Here is a 21,756-nt window from a genome sequence, read left to right as displayed (position 1 = left end):
CGACGGAAGAGATCACCCCGGTTCCGCAGGGAGCCAATGTACTCACCACCTGCGGAGAAAACCCACTCAAGACGGCTGATGGTTCGCGTTCCGGCCGGGCGTACCGCTCTGTGCCGGGCCCGGCCCGGAGGACCGGTGATCAGTCTCACGCGCCGCGCCGCCGGACCGGCGCCGCACCGGAGCGTCTCGGCCATGTCCGCGGACCGGGCCCCACCACCGACAACGGCGGGCGGCCGCCCGGCCGGTGCGGGAGAGGTCCCGGAAAGCCGCCCGTAGCGCATCCGTAATCCAGGCCGAAACACGGCTGGTGTCGAATGCGGGTCGGGCGTGGGGTGGGGACGGGCGGGGGCCGGGGGAGGGGAGAGAGGAACGTGACTGGGGACCAACCGCAAGTGCCGGTAAGGGAGTTCGCGCGATTTCTGCGCGGGCTGACGCGGATGCTCGACGAGACGGCCGGGTGGTACGGCGTCTTCACGCTCCGCGACCCCGCGGGGATGCGGGCCTGCCTGGACGGGGCGGACATCCCGCCCTGGGACGTCGTGGAGTCGCTGCTGCACGACCTCGCGGGGCGGCGCGGCGAACACGCCGTACGCACCGCCGCGCCACGGGCGCGCCGCCTCCACGCGGAGGCGGTCGAGGCGTACGACGCCCGCCCGGGTGCCCCCGGCCACCTCGGCGACCGGCTGGACGTGATGCTGCGCGAGCGGCAGTACGCGGCGCTGCGCGAACGGGAACTGCTCGCCGCGCTGCGGGCGTCGGACGGCGGGCCCGGCGCGGAGCGGCTGGCCGACGAACTGGCCTGGGCCCGCGACGACCACATACGGTCCGGGGTGCGGGCACGCGAACTCCAGGGCCGGATCGACGCATTGGCCGACCGAGTGGCGGCCCGCCGGTTCCTGGACGGCGCCACCGGCCCGGGTACGGGTACGGGCGGTACGGGTATGGGCGTGAGCGCGTCGGAGGCTGCGGGAGCGGCGCCGTCGGGGGAGAGCTCCCGGCGTCCCAAGGGCGCGCGGTTCGCCGGGTTGGAGGACCGGGTTGGGGCGGAGGGAACCTCCGCCGATGAACCGGCCGTGGCACCCCGCGCGTCCCCTCGTCCGGCACCGCGCGGGGCACGCTTCGCCGGTGTGGCCGAGGAGGAGCCGGACGGCGGCCATGCCACACGGTGGGGCCGCAGGAACGGGGCCCGCGCGGAAGCGGGGCGTGTCACCAAGGCCCGTACGCGAAAGCGCCGTTCGGGCGGCGGCGCGCCCTCGCCCGAAGAGGCCCCCGGAGCGCCCGGCGCCCTCCCCGCGGCCCGGCCCCGCACCGCGCCTGCCGCCCCTCGCACACCCACTTCCGGCACACCCCTCCCATCCCTCGCCCCTCTCGCCGCCCGCACCTCCACCAGCGCTGCCCGTCTGGCCCGGCTGCGGGCGGCCGGGCGCGGCGGCGAGGCGCACGCCCTGCTGTGTGCCGCCGCTCATGCGCACCCCGCCGAGCTGCCCCTCCTGATAGGGGATTTGGAGCACGCCGGTCTGGTCGCCGAGGTGCCGACGCTGCTCTGGGAGGCGGCCTGCCTGCCGCCCGGCCGGCTCGCCGCTGCCGCCGACGCGCTGGCCGCCGCGGGCCGTACGGCCGAGAGCGCGCGCCTGCTGCGCCAGGGCGTCGCCCGTCCGGTCGGGGAAGTGGCGGACACGGCGCTGGCGCTGCTCGGCGCGGGCCGCCCGGTCCAGGCGCGCGAACTGTTCGCGGCGCTCGTCCGGGCCCGTACGCCCGAGGAGGCGGTGGCGGCGGCCGCGAGCGCGCCGGACGAGCTGACCCCGCTGCTCCTGGACGCCGCGGCGGGCGTCTCGCCGCACCGGCACCGCGACATCACCCACGCCCTGCGCGCCGGCGGCACGGGCGGCTGACCCCGGCCGGCTCCCGCGCCCCGCCGCTCGCTTCCGTGCTCCACGGCCCCGCCGCGGTGGAGATGCTCTTGCCTCGCCGCTGTACGAGGCCTACGGTCGCCTCCACACGCGTAGATCCGCATGGCCCGTGGCCGACGGCTCGACGAAGGAGCAGCTCATGGCCGATGTTGTCCGTAACGTCGTACGCGCCGCACTGGTTCAGGCGTCCTGGACCGGCGACACCGAATCGATGATCGCGAAGCACGAGGAACACGCCAGGGCGGCGGCCGCGCAGGGCGCGCAGGTGATCGGCTTCCAAGAGGTCTTCAACGCGCCGTACTTCTGCCAGGTGCAGGAGCCGGAGCACTACCGCTGGGCCGAGCCGGTGCCCGACGGCCCCACCACCCGCCGTATGCAGGAGCTGGCCCGCGAGACCGGCATGGTGATCGTGGTGCCGGTGTTCGAGGTCGAGCAGTCCGGTTTCTACTACAACACCGCCGCCGTCATCGACGCCGACGGCACGGTGCTCGGCACCTACCGCAAACACCACATCCCGCAGGTCAAGGGCTTCTGGGAGAAGTACTACTTCAAGCCGGGCAACATCGGCTGGCCGGTCTTCGACACGGCCGTGGGCCGGATCGGCGTCTACATCTGCTACGACCGCCACTTCCCCGAGGGCTGGCGCCAGCTGGGCCTCAACGGCGCCCAGCTCGTCTACAACCCCTCCGCCACCTCCCGCGGCCTGTCCGCCTACCTGTGGCAGCTGGAGCAGCCCGCCGCCGCGGTGGCCAACGAGTACTTCGTCGCCGCGATCAACCGGGTCGGCGTCGAGGAGTACGGCGACAACGACTTCTACGGCACGAGCTACTTCGTGGACCCGCGCGGGCAGTTCGTCGGCGACGTCGCCAGCGACACCAAGGAGGAACTGGTCGTACGGGACCTGGACTTCGGCCTCATCGACGAGGTGCGGCAGCAGTGGGCCTTCTACCGGGACCGCCGCCCCGACGCGTACGAGGGCCTGACCCGGCCATGACCTCCTCGTACCGGCCCCGGGACGCGTCCGGGGCCGGGGTGCCGGCCGCCGACCTGCGCTCCCGGCACCGCGCCGTCCTCCCGGACTGGCTCACGCTGCTGTACGAGCGGCCCGTCGAGCTGACGCACGGCGAGGGCCGCCACGTCTGGGACGCGGACGGCAACCGCTACCTGGACTTCTTCGGCGGCATCCTCACCACCATGACCGCCCACGCGCTGCCCGAGGTGACCAGGGCGGTCGCCGAGCAGGCCGGCCGCATCCTGCACACCTCGACGCTCTACCTGTCCCGCCCCATGGTCGACCTGGCGGAGCGGATCGCCGCGCTCTCCGGCATCCCCGACGCCCGGGTCTTCTTCACCACCTCCGGTACGGAGGCGAACGACACCGCGCTCCTGCTGGCGACGGCCTACCGCAAGTCGAACCAGATCCTGGCGATGCGCAACAGCTACCACGGCCGGTCCTTCTCCGCCGTGGGCGTCACCGGCAACGCCGCCTGGTCGCCGACCGGCCTCTCGCCGCTCCAGACGCTGTACGTGCACGGGGGCGTACGCGGCCGCGGCCCGTACGCCGGGCTGTCCGACGCCGCGTACACCGACGCCTGCGTCGCCGACCTGGAGGACATGCTCCGCCAGACGGCGGGCGTCGCCGCGCTCATCGCCGAGCCGGTACAGGGCGTCGGCGGCTTCACCTCGCCGCCCGACGGGCTCTACGCGGCCTTCCGCGAGGTGCTCGACCGGCACGGCATCCTGTGGATCTCCGACGAGGTGCAGACCGGCTGGGGCCGCACCGGCGATCACTTCTGGGGCTGGCAGGCGCACGCCGGCAACGGCCCGCCGGACCTGCTCACCTTCGCCAAGGGCATCGGCAACGGCCTGTCCGTCGGCGGCGTCGTCGCCCGCGCCGACGTCATGAACTGCCTCGGCGCGCACTCCATCTCCACCTTCGGCGGCAGCCCGGTCACCATGGCGGCGGCCCTGGCGAATCTGGACCACCTCCTCGGACACGACCTCCAGGGCAACGCCCGGCGTGTCGGCGGCCTGCTCATCGAGCGGCTGCGGGCGGTCGGCGCGGGGCTGGGCTGTGTGCGGGAGGTGCGCGGGCGCGGCTTGATGATCGGCGTCGAACTGGTCGTACCCGGCACCGACGAGCCGTCGCCGCGGGCGGCGGACCTCGTCGTGGAGGCCGCCCGCGAGCGCGGCCTGCTGATCGGCAAGGGCGGCCTGACGGGCGCGGTGCTGCGGATCGCGCCGCCGCTGTCGCTGACCGTCGGGGAGGCGGAGGAGGGCGCGGGAATTTTGGCGGAGGCTTTGCGGGCGGCCGAGCGCGCGTGGTCACCCGACTGAGGGGGCCCACCCTGCCGGGGCGCCCGATATGTCGCACCCGGTATGGTCCGCCGGGCAAAATTCCCGGTCCGACTCCCCGTCGGCGCTCTGCCGGTGCGGACAAAGGGGCCGGGGAATGTACGGGCGAGCGGGCACGAAAAGACGCGAGCCGGAAAATCACCCTTTCGGATGGTTTTCCGGCTCGCGCCTTACGCGGTCCTGCCGTGCCGGCCGACGGTCGCGGACGACCGCCCGGCCGTACGCGTCAGGTCAGGCGAGAACGATGTTCTCCGCCTGCGGGCCCTTCTGGCCCTGCGTGACGTCGAAGGTGACCTTCTGGCCTTCCTGCAGCTCACGGAAGCCCTGGGCCTGGATGTTCGAGTAGTGGGCGAAGACGTCGGCGCCGCCGCCGTCCTGCTCGATGAAGCCGAAACCCTTTTCGGAGTTGAACCACTTCACGGTGCCGGTTGCCATGTCGCTATCCTTCGATCGAGGCAGTTGAGGAATCCGCACTGCGCGGATTCCAGGGTCGCCGCAATTGAGCCCATCCGGATGTGACCGGCAGAAACAGAATGCGCCCGACGGTCACATACCGTCAGGCGCACATAAAGTTTATGGGTACCAAAACTGCAACTGAATTGACGGTAGCACGGAAGCCGTCGCCGGGACAGTACCGACGGTGATCCCCGGGTGTCGCCCACGTGGCGGCACCCGGGGTGCGCGACCGGGGTCCCGGGGCGTCAGATCGTCGCGGTGTCGATCACGAAGCGGTAGCGGACGTCGCTGGCGAGCACCCGCTCGTACGCCTCGTTGATCCGGTCGGCGGAGATCACCTCGATCTCCGAGGTCAGCCCGTGCTCACCGCAGAAGTCCAGCATCTCCTGGGTCTCCTGGAGGCCGCCGATCAGCGAGCCGGCGAAGGAGCGGCGGTTGCCGATGAGGGCGAACGGTGCGATCGGCAGCGGGTGCTCCGGCACGCCGAGCTGGACGAGGGTGCCGTCCGTGCGCAGCAGGCCCAGGTAGGCGTCGAGGTCGAGCTGCGCGGAGACGGTGTTGACGATCAGGTCGAAGCTGCCGGCGAGCTTCTCGAAGGTCTCCGGGTCGGACGTGGCGTAGTAGCGGTCGGCGCCGAGCCGCAGGCCGTCCTCCTGCTTGCGCAGCGACTGGCTCAGTACGGTGACCTCCGCGCCCATCGCGTGCGCGATCTTGACGCCCATGTGGCCGAGCCCGCCGAGGCCCACGACGGCGACCTGCTTGCCGGGGCCGGCCTTCCAGTGCGCCAGCGGCGAGTAGAGGGTGATGCCCGCGCACAGCAGCGGCGCGGCGGCGTCCAGCGGCAGGCTGTCCGGGATGCTCAGCGCGTAGTTCTCGTCGATGACGAGGTGGGTGGAGTAGCCGCCCTGGGTGGGCACGCCGTCCCGGCCGACGGCGTTGTACGTGCCGACCTGGCCCAGCTCGCCGGTGCAGTACTGCTGGAGTCCGGCCAGGCAGTTCTCGCACTCGCGGCAGGAGTCGACGAAGCAGCCGACGCCGACGCGGTCGCCGACCGCGTACCGGGTGACCTCGGCGCCGACCTCGCTGACCACGCCCGCGATCTCGTGGCCGGGGACGACCGGGAAGTGCCCGCCGTCGCCCCACTCCGCCCGCACGGTGTGGATGTCGGAGTGGCAGATGCCGGTGAACTTGATGTCGATGAGGATGTCGTGCGCGCCCAGCTCGCGGCGCTCGATGGTGATGCGCTCCAGCGGAGCCTTCGGGGCGGGTGCTGCGTATGCGGGAACGGTGGTGCGGTTCATGTACTCCAGGGTGGGCTTGTGTGCCCAGGGCAACCAGTGCCCTGTTGAACCTACGCTCGGCGTTCCTACCACTGCGAGGACCACCCTGGCGGACCGCTCCGGCGGACCGCCCGGGCCGTACGGCGGCGGGCGCCCCGCGGCCCCCGCGCCGTTCCCCGGGCGGTACGCGCCATAATTCAGGGATGGACCAGCGCACCGAACTGAGCGAATTCCTCCGCTCCCGCCGCGCCAGGCTCCAGCCCGAGGACGTCGGTCTGGTCCACCACGGCGGGCGGCGCAGGGTACCCGGCCTGCGGCGGGAAGAGCTGGCGCAGCTGGCGGGGGTCAGTGTCGCCTATTACACACGGCTCGAACAGGGGCGGGGGGAGAACGTCTCCGCCGCGGTGCTCGACGCGGTCTCGGACGTGCTGCGGCTGACCGGGGCCGAGCGCTCCCACCTGACCCGCCTGGCCGGGCCGGTCTCCCGGCGCCACCGTCCCGCTCCCCGGCCGCAGTGGGTGCGTCCCGCCGTCCAGGACCTGATCGACGCGATGGACGGCGTCCCCGCGTACGTGGTCGGCCGGCGGCTGGACATCCTCGGCTCGAACCGGCTCGCCCGCGCGCTCCTCGGCGATTTCGACGCCATGCCTCCCGGTGAGCGCAACATGGCCTGGCAGCTCTTCCTGGCCCCGGCGGCGCGCGAGCTGTACGCCGACTGGGAGGAGAAGGCCGCACACGTCGTCGCCCAGCTGCGCCGTGACGTCGGCCGGTATCCCGGCGACCCGAAGCTGTGCGCGCTGATCGACGAGCTGACCGGCCGGAGCGCGGATTTCCGGCGGATCTGGGCGGCCCACGACGTCCAGGACAAGGGCTTCGGCAGAAAGCGTCTGGCGCACCCGGTGGTGGGGGAGCTGTCGCTCGCGTACGAGACGCTCAGCCTGCCGGCCGACCCGGACCAGCAGCTGGTCACCTACCACGCCGAGCCCGGGTCGCCCTCGGCGCGGGCACTGCTGCGGCTGGCGGAACGTCCGGCGGAGATGGCGCTCTCGGCGCCGTGAATGGCCGCTACGCGGTCTGTTGTGCGGGCGCCCGGCTGGGTACCGTACGACTGGGCCCCGCTGTGAGCATTCCGGCGGGGCCCACCAAGTGCCGAACGCGCGGTGCTCGCCGTCCGTACGGTCCGACGGGCGCTGCCGTTCCCCGTCCAGCGGCCCGCGTCTTTACTTCTTCATTACCTCTACAGTGCTGTAGATTTTCCATTCCCCGGCCGGTGGCGGCGGCCGTCGCCGCCCTGTCCAAGGCATGCCATCCCGACGCAGGAGTGACAGCACATGACCGTGAACCTGGACAAGGGTCAGAAGATCAGTCTGAGCAAGTCCGGCGGAGGCGAGCTCAGCGTCGTACGGATGGGGCTCGGCTGGCAGGCCGCCGCCCGCAAGGGCTTCCTCGCCAAGCTGATGGCCCGCGAGATCGACCTCGACGCCTCGGCCGTGCTCTTCGCCGGTCAGGAGCCCGTCGACGTCGTCTTCTTCCAGCACCTGATCAGCGACGACGGCTCCGTACGCCACACCGGCGACAACCTGGTGGGCGGCGCGGGGCAGGGCGGCGACGACGAGGCGATCCTCGTCGACCTCCAGCGGGTGCCCGCCCGTGTCGACCAGATCGTCTTCACGGTGAACTCCTTCACCGGGCAGACCTTCGCCGAGGTGCAGAACGCGTTCTGCCGTCTGGTCGACGAGACGAACGGCCAGGAACTGGCCCGCTACACCCTCACCGGCGGCGGCCAGTACACCGCGCAGATCATGGCCAAGGTCCGCCGTTCCGGCGGCGGCTGGGAGATGGCCGCCATCGGCGAGCCCGCGAACGGCCGCACCTTCCAGGACCTGATGCCGGCCATCGCCTCGCACCTGTAGGCACGGCTCGGGGCGCGCCCGTCCGGGCGCGCCCCTTTCGTGTGCCGCGGGTCAGCCGACGTTGACGCCGTAGTCGGTGGCGATACCGGCCAGCCCCGACGCGTAACCCTGCCCGATGGCCCGGAACTTCCACTCGCCGCCGCGCCGGTAGAGGGCGCCGAAGACCATCGCCGTCTCGCCCGCGGCGTCGTACGACAGCTCGTAGCGGCACATCTCGCGGCCCGTCAGGTTGTCGACCACGCGGATGTACGCGTCGTCGACCTGTCCGAAGCTCTGGCCGCGCTGCTCGGCGTCGTGGATGGAGACGGTGAAGACGACCTGGCCGGTCTCCTCGCCGAGGCGGTCCAGGTCGACGAGGATCTGCTCGTCGTCGCCCTCGCCCTCGCCGGTGAGGTTGTCGCCGGTGTGCCGGACCGCGCCGTCCGGGCTGGTCAGGTTGTTGTAGAAGACGAAGTGCGCGTCGGACAGGACGCGTTGGTCGGGGCCGCAGACGACCGCCGAGGCGTCCAGGTCGAAGTCCGCGCCGGCGGTGGGCCGGGCGTCCCAGCCCAGGCCGACGGTGACGTCCGCGAGGGGAGTGCCGTCCTGGTTGAGGACGACGTTCTGGCCCTTGCTGAGGCTGACGCCCATGGTGCTGTGTCTCCTGTTTGCGTGTGCGTGTGGTCCGGTGTGTCGCGTTTCCCCCCACCGGGGAACGCGGCCGGCCACGACAAGGTTCCCGGATTGCGCAATCGATGAAGTAAGGCCACCGCGCCGACGAGGGGGCCCCGCGCGGCCGACACCCCGTCAGTTCCCCCTGATCTGCGGACATGGTGTTGCCACGGTGGGTGACATGCTTCTACGGTCTGCTGCACGGCCGCGCTCTACGGGTGTAGACCGGTCGTGGCGCGGCGTCACCTGGGGCGGGCCGCCCGGACGGCACACCACGCCGGGCCGTGTCCCTTCCGGCGCCGCCGAGCACCACTGGTGTGTGTGGAAGGGAGAGCCGGAAGCATGAGCCGTACAGTCATCCGCGGCGGCCTGGTCGTCACCGCCGCCGATGAGATCCATGCCGATGTCCTGGTCGAGGACGGCAGGATCGCCGCCCTCGCCGCGCACGGCACGACCACCGCCGAGAGCTGGACCGAGGACGCCGACCGCACCATCGACGCCACCGGGAAGTACGTCATCCCGGGCGGCGTGGACGCCCACACCCATATGGACTTCCCGTTCGGCGGGACGTTCTCCTCCGACACCTTCGAGACCGGCACCCGGGCCGCCGCCTGGGGCGGTACGACCACGATCGTCGACTTCGCCGTCCAGACGCGCGGCCGGGCGCTGCGCGAGGGCCTGGACACCTGGCACGCCAAGGCCGACGCCCAGTGCGCCGTCGACTACGCCTTCCACATGATCCTCTCCGACGTGAACGAGCACGCGCTCAAGGAGCTGGACCTGCTGGTCGAGGAGGGCGTCACCTCCTTCAAGCTGTTCACCGCCTACCCCGGCGTCTTCTACAGCGACGACGGCCAGATCCTGCGCGCCATGCAGCGGTCGGCGGGCAACGGCGGACTGGTCATGATGCACGCCGAGAACGGCATCGCCATCGACGTCCTCGTCGAACAGGCCCTGGCGGAGGGCCGGACCGACCCCCGCTACCACGGCGAGGTGCGCCGCGAACTGCTGGAGGCCGAGGCCACCCACCGTACGATCCAGCTCGCCCGGGTCGCCGGCGCGCCGCTGTACATCGTGCACGTCTCGGCCGAGGAAGCCGTCGCCGAACTGACACAGGCCCGCGACAAGGGCCTGAACGTCTTCGGCGAGACCTGCCCGCAGTACCTGTTCCTGTCCACCGACAACCTCGCCGAGCCGGACTTCGAGGGCGCGAAGTACGTGTGCAGCACGCCCCTGCGGCCACGCGAGCACCAGGCCGCGCTGTGGCGCGGGCTGCGCACCAACGACCTCCAGGTGGTCTCCACCGACCACTGCCCGTTCTGCTTCAAGGGGCAGAAGGAGCTGGGCCGCGGCGACTTCTCCAAGATCCCCAACGGGATGCCGGGCGTCGAACACCGCATGGACCTGCTCCACCAGGGCGTCGTGGACGGGCACATCAGCCGCCGCCGCTGGATCGAGATCGCCTGCGCCACACCGGCCCGGATGTTCGGCCTGTACCCGAAGAAGGGCACCATCGCGCCCGGCGCGGACGCCGACATCGTCATCTACGACCCGGCGGCCGAGCATGTCATCTCGGCCGCCACCCACCACATGAACGTCGACTACTCGGCGTACGAGGGGCGCACGGTCACCGGCCGCGTGGAGACCGTCCTCTCGCGCGGCGAGACCGTCGTCGACGGGCGGCGGTACACCGGCCGTGCCGGGCACGGCCAGTACATCCCGCGTGGCACCTGCCAGTACCTGAACTGAGGAGGCCGAGATGGACTTCGGAGTCGTCCTGCAGACCGACCCGCCCGCGTCCGACGTCGTCACCACGATGCGCCGCGCCGAAGAGCGGGGCTTCGGCTACGGGTGGACCTTCGACTCCTCCGTGCTGTGGCAGGAGCCGTTCGTCATCTACAGCCGCATCCTGGAGCACACCGAACGCCTGATCGTCGGCCCGATGGTCACCAACCCCTCCACCCGCACGCCGGAGGTCACCGCCTCCACCTTCGCGACCCTCAACGACATGTACGGCAACCGCACCGTCTGCGGCATCGGTCGCGGCGACTCGGCGATGCGGGTCGCCGGGCGCGCCCCCAACACGCTCGCCCGCCTGGGCGACTCGATCCGCATCATCCGCGACCTCGCGGAGGGCCGGGAGACCGACGTGGGCGGCCACCCGCTGCGCATCCCGTGGGTGCGCGACGGGCGGCTGCCGGTCTGGATGGCCGCGTACGGCCCCAAGGCCCTGAAGATGACCGGCGAGCTGGCGGACGGGTTCATCCTGCAACTGGCCGACCCGTTCCTGACCGAGTGGATGGTCAAGGCCGTACGGGACGCCGCGACGGCGGCGGGCCGCGACCCGTCGGACGTCAAGATCTGCGTCGCGGCCCCCGCGTACGTCGGCGACGACCTCGCCCACGCTCGCGAGCAGTGCCGGTGGTTCGGCGGCATGGTCGGCAACCACGTCGCGGACCTCGTCAGCCGCTACGGCGAGCACTCCGGCATGGTGCCCGAGGCGCTCACCTCGTACATCAAGGCGCGGGAAGGGTACGACTACGCCCACCACGGCCGCTCGGGCAACCCCGACACGGCCTTCGTCCCGGACGAGATCGTGGACCGCTTCTGCCTGCTCGGCCCGCCCGAGGCGCAGCTCGAAAAGCTGCACGCCCTCCGGGAGCTGGGTGTGGACCAGTTTGCGCTCTACGCCATGCACGACGCCAGGGACGCCACGATCGACGCGTACGGCGAACGGATCATCGCGGAGTTCGCGGGCTGACGGTCCGCGGGGAGGAGGCACGGGATGCGCGTCGCCGTGGTCGGTTCGGGCATCGTCGGAGCGAGCGCCGCATGGCACGCGGCCGGGCTGGGCGCGGACGTGGTGCTGGCCGGGCGCGCCCAGCCCGGCGAGGCGACCGCGGCCGGGGCGGGCATCGTCTGCCCCTGGGCCTCCGAGCAGGACGACGCGCAGTGGTTCCGCGCCGCAGCGGCCGGCGCGCGGTACTACCCCGGGCTGGTCGCCGAACTCGCGGAAGCGGGCGAGCGCGACATCGGGTACCGGGCCGTCGGCGCGCTCGCCCTGGCCGCCGACGACACGGACCTGCACCGCATCCGCCGGCGGGTGCTGGAGCGGCGGGACGGCGCCGCGGACACCGGCGAGGTGGACCTCCTCGACGCGTCCGCGACGCGTGCGCTGTTCCCGCCGCTCGGGCCCGGCACACAGGCCGTACGCATAGCCGCCGGTGCCCGCGTCGACGGCGGCCGGCTGCGCGACGCGCTGCTGCGCCAGGCGCGGTGGCGGGGCGCTTCACTGCGCACCGGACGCGCGGCACTGCTGCACACGGCGGGCCGCGTCACCGGCATCGAGGTGGACGGCGAGCACATCGCCGCGGACGCGGTCGTCGTCGCCGCCGGGGCCTGGGCGGCGGAGCTCCTGGCCGCGTCCGGCATCACCGTACGGGTCGCGCCGCAACGCGGCCAGATCGTGCACCTGTCACTGCCCGGCGCGGACACCGGGCACTGGCCCGTCGTCATGCCGCGCGCCACCGGGCACTACCTCGTCCCGTTCGACGGCTCGCGGATCGTGGCGGGCGCCACCCGCGAGACCGGGGCGGGGTTCGACCACCGGGTGACGGCCGCGGGACTGTCCGAGGTGCTGACCGAAGCCCTGGCCGCCGCGCCCGGCCTGGCGGGCGCCACGCACCTGGAGACCCGCGTCGGCTTCCGCCCCGTCGGCCCGGACATCCGGCCGCTGCTCGGCCGGGTCCCTCACCTGGACGGTCTGGTCGTCGCCGACGGCCTGGGCCCGACCGGACTGACCATCGGGCCCTGGGCCGGGCGCGTCGCCGCGCTGCTCGCCACCGGCGCGGACCCGGGGGCGGACCTGACGCCGTACGATCCGGTGCGCTGACCGGCGCACGGGCTGCACGGGGGCGCACAGGACGCGCGAAGGCGCGCGGGGGCGCGCACCGACTCAACCGTCCCTTCCAACTCTTTGCCCACTCCTGATGCTTCCCATACGGGGCGGTCTTGGAGCCGCACGGTCGATGCGAGGACCATGGACCGTATGAGGCGCCCCCCATCGGAGACACCCTTCGGTCCCCCCATCCGTTCGACCGCTTCGGCCGGCCGGCTCTCCCACGTGCGGTGGATCGCCGGCGGCACCGGAGCGGGCAAGAGCACGCTGGCGATAATCCTGGCCCGGCGCCACGGCGCCGTGATCTACCGCGGCGACCTGGCCCAGCACACCTGGCTGCCCCGCTGCACCCCGCGGCAGCACCCGCACTTCCACGCCGCCCGCGACGAGCCGCCCGGCTCCCTGTGGGACAGCCGCAGCCCCGACGAGGCGTGCGGATTCGCCCAGCGGGTGGTCGCCGAGACCTTCGCGTTCGAGGTCGAGGACCTGCTCGCGATGCCCGCCGACCGGCCCGTCCTGGTCGACTGGTTCGGCAATCTGCCGAGCCAGCTCGCACCCCTGCTCACCCGCCCCGACCAGGCCGTGTTCCTGCTCCCCACACCGGAATTCCGGCTGGCGGCACTGCGCGCCCGCCGCAGCGTCCCGGTGCGGTCCCTGGTCAGCTGGGGCAGCCGGGCCCCGGAGGCCACCCTGGCCAAGCGGCTGGCCCGGGACGAACTGTGGGACGCGGAGGTGCGCCGCCAGGCGGCCGCCCACGGCAACACCGTGATCACCATGGACGGCGGCCGCCGCGCCACCGACCTCGCGGACGAGGTGGCGGCCCGCTTCCGGCTGGGCACGGCGGCGTAGGGCGCCCGGCCCGTCGGCGGGTTGCCGCCGCGCGGGCGCGGCTGCGTCGGGGACGGGCGGCGCTCCCTGGGCAGGACGGCGCTCCCTGGGCAGGACGGCGCTTCCTGGGCAGGACGGCGCTTCCTGGGCAGGACGGCGCGGGTGCGCGAGGCCGTGCCCGGCGTAGGTCCCACGACTGTGGGGCCTGGGGTCCACGGAGCCGCGGGGCCTATGGGGACCACGGGACCACGGGAACTACGGGACCCGCGCCGTCCACTCCGGCGTGCTGAACTTGCCGCCCGCCAGCTCCTGAGCCCGCGCCATCTCCTCCTGGGTGACCGCGCCGTCGCTGCCGCCGTACCGCGCGCGGAACGAACCGATCATCCGCTCGATGACCTCGGCGCGCGGCAGCCCGGTCTGCCGGCGCAGCGGGTCCACCCGCTTCTTCGCGCTGCGGGTGCCCTTGTCGGACAGCTTCTCCTTGCCGATCCGCAGCACCTCGACCATCTTGTCCGCGTCGATGTCGTACGACATGGTCACGTGGTGCAGCACCGCCCCGTCACCGGCCACCATGCGCTTCTGGGCAGCCCCGGCGATCTTCCCGGCATCCGTCGCGATGTCGTTGAGCGGCTTGTACCAGGCGTTGATCCCCATGTCGCCGAGGGCGGTCAGCACCCAGTCGTCCAGATAGGCGTAGCTCTCGGCGAAGGTCAGCCCCTGCACGAGCGAGGCGGGTACGCACAGGGAGTAGGTGATGGTGTTGCCCGGTTCCACGAACATGGCGCCCCCGCCGCTGATGCGCCGTACGACCGTCACACCGTGCCGCGCGGCGCCCTGCGGGTCCACCTCGTTGGCCAGCGACTGGAAGCTGCCGATGATGACCGCCGGGCGGTCCCACTCCCACACCCGCAGCGTCGGCGGCCGCCGCCCGGCCGCGACCTCGGTGGTCAGCACCTCGTCCAGCGCCATGTGCAGCGCGGGCGGCTGCGGTTCCTCGTGGATGATCTGCCAGTCGAAGTCCGTCCAGTCGGTGGCCTGCGCGACCGCGCGGCGCACCGCGATGCCCACGGCCTCCGCCGTGAACCCGAACAGCACCGCGCCGGACGGCAGCGCCGCCTCGATCCGGGCCGCCAGGCCCCGCGCGTCGGTGTCGGCGGGCGCCCCCTCCAGCGCCGCGTTGATCGCGCCGAGCGCCTCGTCCGGCTCCAGGAAGAAGTCCCCCGCCACCCGCACGTCACGCAGCGCCCCGCCGGTCACGTCGAGATCGACGACCACCAGCTTGCCGCCCGGCACCTTGTACTCACCGTGGTGCTTGCCCTGCACGGCGCATCCTCCCGCTGTTCTGTTCCGGCGCACGGCCCGGGCGGCCGGCAGCCGGGTCAACGGTAGCGCCGCCGGTGGCATTCCCGGCAAAGGGGGCGGTTCCGGAGCCGGGCTGCTCAGGGGGCGAGGGTGGCGAGCAGCTCCGGGAGGGCGGTGCCGATGGGGGAGCGAATCGTTTCGGCGGCCAGCTCGTCGTACGGGGTGGGCTCGGCGTTCACGATGACCAGGCGCGCGCCGCGCTCGGCGGCCATCCCGGCGAGCGAGGCGGCGGGCTGGACCTGGAGGCTCGTCCCCACCGCGATGAAGACGTCGGCCGCCTTTGCCACGCCCATCGCCGTACCGAGCACCTGCGGGTCGAGCCGTTCCCCGAACATCACCGTCGCCGATTTCAGGATGCCGCCGCAGACGGCACACGCCGGGTCGGGGTCGCCCGCGGCCACCCGCGCGAGGGCCTCGGACATCGGTGACCGGGCGTGGCAGCGGGTACAGGCGGCGGTGCGGGCCGTGCCGTGCAGCTCCAGGACCTTGCGGTCGGGGATGCCCGCGAGCTGATGCAGTCCGTCGACGTTCTGCGTGATGACCCGGACCGGGACGCCGGAGCGCTCCAGCCGGGCGATCGCCTCGTGGGCCGCGTTCGGCCGGGCGCAGGGCCGGACTGTCCTGCCGCATCCGCCAGGAACGGCGCCGGATCTCCGGGTCGTTCATGTAGTAGTCGTACGTCACGAGCTTTTCCGCCTCGGGGTCCCGCCGCCACAGCCCGTTCGGGCCGCGGTAGTCAGGGATGCCGGAGTCGGTGGAGATGCCGGCGCCGCTGAGGATCGCCACCAGGGGGCGCCGGGAGGTGTCGTCGGGCGTGGGGCTGGCGGGGTCGGTGCCGGTCATGCCGTGAGCGTACGCAGGGCCGGCCGGGGCGGCGAACGGATTTGCGGGCAGCCGTCGTGCGGAAGATGTGATCAGGAAGGCCCCCGCTCCGGGCATTCCCGGTGGCCGTACGGGGGAGGGGCCCGAAGAGACCGCGTGACCGTCCGCACGATGCGAGGAGAACCGTGTTCACCACCCGCCCGACCCTTCAGGGGACCTTCGGCATGGCCGCGACCACGCACTGGCTGGCGTCCCAGTCCGCGATGGGTGTTCTGGAGGACGGGGGCAATGCCTTCGACGCGGCGGTGGCCGCGGGATTCGTGCTGCATGTGGTCGAGCCGCACCTGAACGGGCCGGCGGGTGAGGTGCCCGTGATCCTCGCGCCCGCCGACGGGCCGGTGCGGGTGCTCTGCGGGCAGGGGCCCGCTCCCGCCGGGGCGAGCGTGGCGCACTACACCTCGCTGGGGCTCGGGCTGGTGCCCGGCACCGGGCCGCTCGCCGCCGCCGTGCCCGGCGCCTTCGACGCCTGGATGCTGCTGCTCCGCGATCACGGCACCAAGACCCTGGGCGAGGTGCTGAAGTACGCCGTCGGCTACGCGGAACACGGTCATCCGGCCGTCGAACGGGTGGGTGGGACGGTCGCGACGGTCCGCGAACTCTTCGAGACGGAGTGGATATCGTCCGCCGAGATCTACCTGCCGCAGGGGCGGCCGGTCGCGCCCGGCGGGCTGCTGCGGAACCGGCCGCTGGCGGCCACCTGGCGTCGCCTGATCGGCGAGTGCGAGGCGGCGTCGGCGGGCCGGGAGGCGCAGATCGACGCGGCCCGGCGGATCTGGCGCGAGGGCTTCATCGGGGAGGCGCTGGCCGCCTTCGCCGCCCGCCCCGCCATGGACACCTCCGGGGAGCGGCACGCGGGCACCCTCACGGGCGACGACCTGGCGGCCTTCTCCGCCACGTACGAGGACCCGGTCACCTACGACTGGAACGGCTGGACCGTGGCGAAGGCGGGCGGCTGGTCGCAGGGGCCGGTGCTGCTCCAGCAGCTTGCTCTGCTGCCGCCGGTGCTGCCCGCGTACGGGAGTGCCGAGTACACCCACCTGCTGATCGAGGGCTGCAAGCTGGCCATGGCCGACCGCGAGGCCTGGTACGGCGACGCGGCCGAGGTGCCGCTCGGGACGCTGCTGGGTGAGGACTACAACGCGGGGCGGCGCGCGCTGATCGGCGAGCACGCCTCGTACGAACTGCGGCCCGGCAGCCCGGACGGCCGCACGCCGCGGCTGAGCGAGCACGCCCTGGCCGTCGCGGCGGGGGAGGACGCGGGCGAGGCGCCGGGCGCCGCGGGGCGGGGAGCGGGTGAACCCACGGTGGCGACGCCCGCCACCCCCGGTGCGGCGCCCGTGATCGCGCCCGAGGTCGACCGGAGCGGCGCCACCCGCGGCGACACCTGTCACATCGACATCGTGGACCGCTGGGGCAACATGGTCTCCGCGACACCCTCCGGCGGCTGGCTCCAGTCCAACCCGGTGGTCCCCGCGCTCGGATTCCCGCTCGGTACGCGCCTGCAGATGGCCTGGCTGGAAGAAGGGCTGCCCAACTCGCTCACGCCGGGACGCCGGCCGCGCACCACCCTCACGCCCTCCCTGGCGCTGCGCGACGGCGTGCCCGTGATGGCCTTCGGCACTCCCGGCGGCGACCAGCAGGATCAGTGGCAGCTGCACTTCCTGCTCGCCGCGGCCCTGCGCGCGCCGGTGCGCGGGGGCCTCGATCTCCAGGGCGCCATCGACGCGCCGAACTGGCACAACGACTCCTTCCCCGGCTCCTTCTTCCCGCGCGCCATGCGGCCCGGCAGCGTCACCGTCGAGTCCCGCATCGGCGCGGACGTGATCGGGGAGCTGCGGCGGCGCGGGCACGCGGTGACCGTCGGCGACCCGTGGTCGGAGGGGCGGCTGTCCGCGGTGGCGCGGGACCCGGAGACCGGGGTGCTGTCGGCGGCGGCGAACCCGCGCGGAATGCAGGGGTACGCGGTGGGGCGGTAGGGGGCCGCGGTCCTCGCCGGGCCCGGCTCCGGCATCCGGAGTTCACCTTCCGTCCAGACCCCGTGTCAGTGGGCCGTGGTTCGATGGAGTCATGATCGAAGCGATTCGTACGGATACGGGAGACACGACGGAAGGGACGGGCACGGCCGCCGCCGCCCCGGCGCACACGGCGGACGAGGTGCTGCGGGTGCTGGACCCGGTCGCGGTCGAGGACGCCATACGCAAGGCGGCAGCGGCCGAGATCATGCCGCGGTTCCGGCAGCTCGCCGCCCACGAGGTGCTGGAGAAGAACGGCCCGCACGACCTCGTCACGGTCGCCGACCGGCTGGCCGAGGAGCGGCTGACCGCCGACCTGACGAGCCTGCTGCCCGGCTCGCTGGTCGTCGGCGAGGAGGCGGTGCACGCCGACCCGGCCGTGCTGGACGCGCTGGCCGGTGACGCGCCGGTGTGGATCGTCGACCCGGTCGACGGCACCCGCCAGTTCGTGCACGGCGACCCCGGCTTCGCCACCCTGGTGACCCTGGCGCTGCGCGGCGAACTGCTCGCCTCCTGGACGTACGCGCCCGCCCTGGACCTGATGGCCACCGCCCGCCGCGGCGCCGGCGCCGAGCTGAACGGGGAGCCGCTGCGCCCGGCGGGTCCCCCGGCGGCCGGTGCGGTGCTGGACGTGGCGATATCGCACTACGACTTCACCACCGACGAGCAGAAGCGGGTCCTGGCCGCCCTGGAGACCGACGGCATCGCCCCGCGCCCCTGCGGTTCGGCGGGCCTGGAGTATCTGCACATCGCCCGTGGCGAGCTCGACGCCGTCGCCTTCAGCTGGGAGAACTCCTGGGACCACGCCGCGGGCCTGCTGCTGGTCCACGAGACGGGCGGCGCGAACGGCACGGTCGCCGGCGAGCCCTTCCGCATCACCGGCGGCAACGCGCTGCCGTTCACCGCCGCACGGGACGAGGAGACCGCCCGGCGTATCCTCGGACTGCTGGCGGCCGCCAACTGATCCTCAACGGCGAGGGTCGTACACGAGGGGAGTGGCGCAGGTGCCGACGATGCTCGATGCCGTGGTGATCGGGGCGGGCCCCAACGGGCTGACCGCGGCCGTCGAACTGGCCCGCCGTGGCATGGCCGTCGAGGTCTTCGAGGCCCACGACACCATCGGGGGCGGCGCCCGCACCGAGGAGCTGACCCTCCCCGGCTTCCGCCACGACCCCTGCTCGGCGGTGCACCCGCTCGCCGCCGGCTCTCCTGCCTTCGCCGCCATGGACCTGGAGCGGTACGGCCTCCGGTGGCTGCACCCCGACCTGCCGATGGCGCACCCCTTCCCCGACGGCACGGCCGCGGTGCTCGCCCGTTCCATCGGCGAGACGGCCATGTCCCTCGGCGCGCACGACGCCGGGACGTACCGCAGACTCCTCGCGCCCTTCCACGGCAGGTGGGAGACCCTGGCAGCGGACTTCCTGCGCACCCAGTGGCTCGGCCTGCCGCGCGACCCGGTGGCATACGCCCGGTTCGGCCTGGCCGCGGCCCAGCCGGTCGCCCTGCTCAACCGGCGCTTTCGCGGCCAGAAGGCGCGCGGCCTGTTCGCCGGGCTCGCCGCGCATGTCATCGCGCCGCTCACCAGCCCCGGTACGGGCGGCGCCGCGCTCCTGTTCGCCCTCGCCGCGCACGCGGGCGGCTGGCCGATCCCGCGTGGCGGCTCGCAGGCCGTTCCCGACGCGCTGGCCGCGCTGCTGCGCCTGCACGGCGGTGTGGTGCACACCGGCTACGAGGTCAAGCGGCTGGACGACCTGCCCCCGGCCCGTGCGTATGTCTTCGACACCTCGCCGACCGCCCTCGCCCGGATCGCGGGCCTCGGCAACGCCTACCGCGGCGTGCGGTACGGCCCCGGCGTCTTCAAGATCGACTACGCGCTGTCCGGCCGGGTGCCGTGGACCTCCGCCGACGCCAGGCGCGCGGGCACCGTGCACCTCGGCCCCACCAGCGGCGAGATCGGCACGGCGCTGCGCGCGGCGGCGGACGGCCGCGACCCGTCCGTCCCCTTCCTGATCACCTCGCAGCCGTCCCTGGTCGACCCCACCCGCGCCCCCGAGGGCAAGCACACCTTCTGGGTGTACGGGCACGTCCCGCACGGCTGGGAGGGCGACGCCACAAAGGTGGTGGAGCGTCAACTGGAGCGCTTCGCGCCCGGGTTCCGCGACCTGGTGCTGGCCCGCGCCGTCGCCGGGCCGCCCCAGCTGGCCGCCCGCAACGCGAACTACGTCGGCGGGGACATCTGCGCCGGCTCCGCCGCGGGCCTCGGCCTGATCGTCCGCCCCAAACTGGCCCGCGTCCCGTACACCACCGCCCACCCGGCGGTGTTCCTGTGCTCCCAGTCCACCCCGCCCGGCCCCGGCGTGCACGGCATGTCCGGCCACCACGCGGCCCGGGCGGTCTGGTCCCGGCTCCGGCCCACCCGCTGACCGGGCGGCGCTCCGGTCAGCGGGCAGCGGCCCGCCTGGCGGACCGCTGCCCCGTACGGTTCAGAGGTCCAGCACCAGCCGCGGCCCCAGCGCCCGGGACACGCAGGCGTACATCCGGCCCTCGGCGGCGCCGACGTCGTCCCGGTGCTCGACCTCCCCGTCCAGGACGGCGATCTCGCAACTGCCGCAGACGCCCTCGCGGCATCCGGACGACACGGGGAACCCGGCGTGGGTCAGGGCGTTCAGCAGCGACTCGTCCGCATCCACCTGGACCGTCCGCCCCGACCGGGCGCAGGCGGCCTCGAACGCCGTGTCGGGGCCGAACACCTTGGGCTCCGGCCGGAACCGCTCCGTGCGCAGCCGCTCGGCGGGGAAGGCGGCCTCCACCGCCGTGAGCATGGAGGCCGGGCCGCAGCAGTAGACCATGGTGCCGGGTGCCAGCTCCGCCGCCAGCGCGGCGAAGTCCGGCCTGCCGTCCTGCCGGGTGGCGACGAGGCGTACGGCGTCCCCGTAGGCGGAGCGCAACTCCTCGGCGAACGGCATGGCGGCGAGCGACGGCCCCGCGTACACGAGCCGGGCCGGCCGGCCCGCCGCGGCCGCCGCGCGCAGCATCGGCAGGACGGGGGTGATGCCGATCCCGCCGGCGAGGAAGAGGTAGCCCGGCGCGGGGTCGAGCGGGAAGTTGTTGCGCGGCAGCGACACGTCGAGCGGGCGGCCCGCGCGCAGGAAGCGGTGGATGTACTCGGAGCCGCCCCGGCTGAGCCGGTCGTACCGTACGGCGACCCGGTAGGTCCCGAGGTCCGCGGGGTCCCCGCACAGGGAGTACTGGCGGGTCAGCCAGTTCGGCAGGGCCAGGTCGACATGGGCGCCCGGCTCCCAGGGCGCCAGCGGGCCGTCGGCGCCGCGCAGGACGAGGGAGACGACGCCCTCGGCGGCCGGGTCGATGCGGTCGAGGAGAGTCCGCTGCATCAGCGATTACCTTTCGGCACGGTCAGAAGAGCTTCCGGTAGGCGTCTTCGAGGGCGGCTTCGAAGTGCTGGGGGCCGATGTCGCCCCCGAACTGCGCGGAGGCGATCTCACCGGCCGACGGCAGCTCGTCGGCGAGGGCCTGGCTCGCCGGGTCCCACAGCCGGGACCGCAGGAGCGCGCGGCCGCAGTGGAAGTACGCCTCGGCCACCTCGACGACGATCGCCAGGACCGGTGCCTTGGCCTCGGTGTGCATCCGGGCGAGCACGTCGGGCTCGTCGGTCGGGTAGGCGCAGCCGTTGACCCGCAGGGTCTCCGACATCCCGGGCACCAGGAAGAGCAGCCCCACCTCGCCGTTCTCCGAGATGTTGCGGAACGAGTCGGCGATGCGGTTGCCCGGCCGGTCGGGTATCGCGAGCGTGTGCTCGTCGAGGACCTTCACGAACCCCGGGTAGTCGCCGCGCGGCGAGCAGTCGGCGTGTCCGGCCGCGTTCGCCGTGGCCAGCGACAGGAAGGGCGAGTGCGCGATGAAGCGGCGCACGAACTCGTCGATGTGGTCGATCTTCTTGTTCTCCAGCATCGGTTCGGGTTCACCGAGCCGGGCGCGGACCTCGTCCGGGGACAGCCGGCGGGGGCGGGTGAGGACGTTCGTCATGAGGGCTCCTTCCGGGAGGGGCGGGGCGGCGGGCGGGCGAGGGCGGCGGCGACGCCGTCCGGCCCGCGCCTTCGGGCCGACGGCCGACGAGCACCGCTGCGCCGCAGCTCATGGCACTATTGTGAGCAATTGCTCAGGTCTTTGCCACTCGCTTTCGAGGGGCCG

18 protein-coding genes and 1 pseudogene are annotated in these 21,756 nt (G+C 73.3%); 12 read left to right on the top strand and 7 right to left on the bottom strand.

Annotated features, from left to right (window positions below):
* Window positions 1-371: 371 nt before the first annotated feature.
* The 3 genes from ACFV57_RS37715 (at window position 372) to ACFV57_RS37705 (ending at window position 4,247) form a co-directional block, all read left to right on the top strand.
* Window positions 372-1,892 (top strand): hypothetical protein, encoded by a 1,521-nt coding sequence (locus ACFV57_RS37715; RefSeq protein ID WP_385242091.1) that lies wholly within the window; start codon window positions 372-374, stop codon window positions 1,890-1,892.
* A gap of 157 nt (window positions 1,893-2,049) precedes the next feature.
* Complete coding sequence (locus tag ACFV57_RS37710; RefSeq protein WP_385242088.1) at window positions 2,050-2,904, top strand: nitrilase-related carbon-nitrogen hydrolase; 855 nt, start codon at window positions 2,050-2,052, stop codon at window positions 2,902-2,904.
* Window positions 2,901-4,247 carry an aspartate aminotransferase family protein gene (locus ACFV57_RS37705; RefSeq protein ID WP_385242086.1) on the top strand — a complete coding sequence of 449 codons (1,347 nt, stop codon included), beginning with the start codon at window positions 2,901-2,903 and terminating at the stop codon, window positions 4,245-4,247. Before ACFV57_RS37710 ends, ACFV57_RS37705 begins: the two co-directional genes overlap by 4 nt.
* Window positions 4,248-4,496: 249 nt before the next feature.
* Here the strand turns inward: ACFV57_RS37705 and ACFV57_RS37700 are convergent, their stop codons facing one another.
* Together ACFV57_RS37700 and ACFV57_RS37695 are read right to left on the bottom strand one after the other, a co-directional pair.
* On the bottom strand, window positions 4,497-4,700 hold the full coding sequence (locus ACFV57_RS37700; RefSeq protein WP_385242083.1) for a cold-shock protein: 204 nt from the start codon (window positions 4,698-4,700) through the stop codon (window positions 4,497-4,499).
* Window positions 4,701-4,966: 266 nt separating this feature from the next.
* Window positions 4,967-6,022, bottom strand: a complete 1,056-nt coding sequence (locus tag ACFV57_RS37695; protein ID WP_385242080.1) for an NAD(P)-dependent alcohol dehydrogenase — start codon at window positions 6,020-6,022, stop codon at window positions 4,967-4,969.
* Between the two features lie 182 nt (window positions 6,023-6,204).
* Here ACFV57_RS37695 and ACFV57_RS37690 point away from each other — a divergent pair, with 182 nt between their 5' ends.
* Window positions 6,205-7,059: a helix-turn-helix transcriptional regulator gene (locus tag ACFV57_RS37690; protein ID WP_385242077.1), complete on the top strand. Its 855-nt coding sequence runs from the start codon at window positions 6,205-6,207 to the stop codon at window positions 7,057-7,059.
* A 273-nt stretch (window positions 7,060-7,332) separates the two neighbouring features.
* A complete protein-coding gene (locus ACFV57_RS37685) occupies window positions 7,333-7,914 on the top strand; it encodes a TerD family protein (protein WP_385242074.1) in 582 nt (193 codons plus the stop codon).
* A gap of 51 nt (window positions 7,915-7,965) precedes the next feature.
* Here the strand turns inward: ACFV57_RS37685 and ACFV57_RS37680 are convergent, their stop codons facing one another.
* On the bottom strand, window positions 7,966-8,544 hold the full coding sequence (locus tag ACFV57_RS37680) for a TerD family protein (RefSeq protein WP_385242071.1): 579 nt from the start codon (window positions 8,542-8,544) through the stop codon (window positions 7,966-7,968).
* Between the two features lie 363 nt (window positions 8,545-8,907).
* On the opposite strand from ACFV57_RS37680, the gene hydA reads away from it, so the two are divergent.
* The 4 genes from hydA to ACFV57_RS37660 all read left to right on the top strand — a co-directional run bounded on the left by hydA (window position 8,908) and on the right by ACFV57_RS37660 (window position 13,312).
* Window positions 8,908-10,314 (top strand): dihydropyrimidinase, encoded by a 1,407-nt coding sequence (gene hydA, locus ACFV57_RS37675; RefSeq protein WP_385242068.1) that lies wholly within the window; start codon window positions 8,908-8,910, stop codon window positions 10,312-10,314.
* A 10-nt stretch (window positions 10,315-10,324) separates the two neighbouring features.
* Complete coding sequence (locus ACFV57_RS37670; protein WP_385242065.1) at window positions 10,325-11,326, top strand: TIGR03842 family LLM class F420-dependent oxidoreductase; 1,002 nt, start codon at window positions 10,325-10,327, stop codon at window positions 11,324-11,326.
* A gap of 24 nt (window positions 11,327-11,350) precedes the next feature.
* Entirely contained in the window at window positions 11,351-12,457 is a 1,107-nt protein-coding gene (locus tag ACFV57_RS37665; RefSeq protein WP_385242062.1) for an NAD(P)/FAD-dependent oxidoreductase, read from the top strand.
* 231 nt (window positions 12,458-12,688) lie between these two features.
* Window positions 12,689-13,312: a hypothetical protein gene (locus ACFV57_RS37660; RefSeq protein WP_385242059.1), complete on the top strand. Its 624-nt coding sequence runs from the start codon at window positions 12,689-12,691 to the stop codon at window positions 13,310-13,312.
* A 234-nt stretch (window positions 13,313-13,546) separates the two neighbouring features.
* On the opposite strand, the gene ACFV57_RS37655 is transcribed toward ACFV57_RS37660, so the two are convergent.
* The gene (locus ACFV57_RS37655; RefSeq protein WP_385242057.1) at window positions 13,547-14,614 is read right to left on the bottom strand and encodes a biotin/lipoate A/B protein ligase family protein; all 1,068 of its coding nucleotides are present in this window, start codon (window positions 14,612-14,614) and stop codon (window positions 13,547-13,549) included.
* Between the two features lie 116 nt (window positions 14,615-14,730).
* A pseudogene (locus ACFV57_RS37650) lies at window positions 14,731-15,496 on the bottom strand (NAD-dependent deacetylase).
* A gap of 164 nt (window positions 15,497-15,660) precedes the next feature.
* Between ACFV57_RS37650 and ACFV57_RS37645 the strand changes: the two are divergent.
* From ACFV57_RS37645 to ACFV57_RS37635, 3 genes are all read left to right on the top strand, one after another.
* The gene (locus ACFV57_RS37645) at window positions 15,661-17,511 is read left to right on the top strand and encodes a gamma-glutamyltransferase family protein (RefSeq protein ID WP_385242054.1); all 1,851 of its coding nucleotides are present in this window, start codon (window positions 15,661-15,663) and stop codon (window positions 17,509-17,511) included.
* Between the two features lie 91 nt (window positions 17,512-17,602).
* On the top strand, window positions 17,603-18,511 hold the full coding sequence (locus ACFV57_RS37640) for an inositol monophosphatase family protein (RefSeq protein ID WP_385242051.1): 909 nt from the start codon (window positions 17,603-17,605) through the stop codon (window positions 18,509-18,511).
* Between the two features lie 40 nt (window positions 18,512-18,551).
* Window positions 18,552-19,970 carry a phytoene desaturase family protein gene (locus ACFV57_RS37635; protein WP_385242048.1) on the top strand — a complete coding sequence of 473 codons (1,419 nt, stop codon included), beginning with the start codon at window positions 18,552-18,554 and terminating at the stop codon, window positions 19,968-19,970.
* A 60-nt stretch (window positions 19,971-20,030) separates the two neighbouring features.
* Here the strand turns inward: ACFV57_RS37635 and ACFV57_RS37630 are convergent, their stop codons facing one another.
* Window positions 20,031-20,939, bottom strand: a complete 909-nt coding sequence (locus ACFV57_RS37630) for a PDR/VanB family oxidoreductase (protein WP_385242045.1) — start codon at window positions 20,937-20,939, stop codon at window positions 20,031-20,033.
* Window positions 20,940-20,961: 22 nt separating this feature from the next.
* Window positions 20,962-21,591 (bottom strand): MSMEG_1061 family FMN-dependent PPOX-type flavoprotein, encoded by a 630-nt coding sequence (locus ACFV57_RS37625; RefSeq protein WP_385242043.1) that lies wholly within the window; start codon window positions 21,589-21,591, stop codon window positions 20,962-20,964.
* Between the last annotated feature and the right edge of the window lie 165 nt (window positions 21,592-21,756).

The organism is Streptomyces sp. NPDC059788, from assembly GCF_042732265.1.
Lineage (GTDB): Bacteria > Actinomycetota > Actinomycetes > Streptomycetales > Streptomycetaceae > Streptomyces.
This window is presented reverse-complemented; position numbering and strand designations above follow the sequence as displayed.

Excerpts from the sequence above, each read along its gene's own strand:
- ACFV57_RS37680 (WP_385242071.1), bottom strand. The coding sequence starts at position 8,544 with ATGGGCGTCAGCCTCAGCAAGGGCCAGAACGTCGTCCTCAACCAGGAC.
- ACFV57_RS37625 (WP_385242043.1), bottom strand. The coding sequence starts at position 21,591 with ATGACGAACGTCCTCACCCGCCCCCGCCGGCTGTCCCCGGACGAGGTC.
- ACFV57_RS37630 (WP_385242045.1), bottom strand. The coding sequence starts at position 20,939 with ATGCAGCGGACTCTCCTCGACCGCATCGACCCGGCCGCCGAGGGCGTC.
- ACFV57_RS37695 (WP_385242080.1), bottom strand. The coding sequence starts at position 6,022 with ATGAACCGCACCACCGTTCCCGCATACGCAGCACCCGCCCCGAAGGCT.
- ACFV57_RS37665 (WP_385242062.1), top strand. The coding sequence starts at position 11,351 with ATGCGCGTCGCCGTGGTCGGTTCGGGCATCGTCGGAGCGAGCGCCGCA.
- hydA (WP_385242068.1), top strand. The coding sequence starts at position 8,908 with ATGAGCCGTACAGTCATCCGCGGCGGCCTGGTCGTCACCGCCGCCGAT.
- ACFV57_RS37670 (WP_385242065.1), top strand. The coding sequence starts at position 10,325 with ATGGACTTCGGAGTCGTCCTGCAGACCGACCCGCCCGCGTCCGACGTC.
- ACFV57_RS37710 (WP_385242088.1), top strand. The coding sequence starts at position 2,050 with ATGGCCGATGTTGTCCGTAACGTCGTACGCGCCGCACTGGTTCAGGCG.
- ACFV57_RS37705 (WP_385242086.1), top strand. The coding sequence starts at position 2,901 with ATGACCTCCTCGTACCGGCCCCGGGACGCGTCCGGGGCCGGGGTGCCG.
- ACFV57_RS37690 (WP_385242077.1), top strand. The coding sequence starts at position 6,205 with ATGGACCAGCGCACCGAACTGAGCGAATTCCTCCGCTCCCGCCGCGCC.
- ACFV57_RS37640 (WP_385242051.1), top strand. The coding sequence starts at position 17,603 with ATGATCGAAGCGATTCGTACGGATACGGGAGACACGACGGAAGGGACG.
- ACFV57_RS37700 (WP_385242083.1), bottom strand. The coding sequence starts at position 4,700 with ATGGCAACCGGCACCGTGAAGTGGTTCAACTCCGAAAAGGGTTTCGGC.
- ACFV57_RS37685 (WP_385242074.1), top strand. The coding sequence starts at position 7,333 with ATGACCGTGAACCTGGACAAGGGTCAGAAGATCAGTCTGAGCAAGTCC.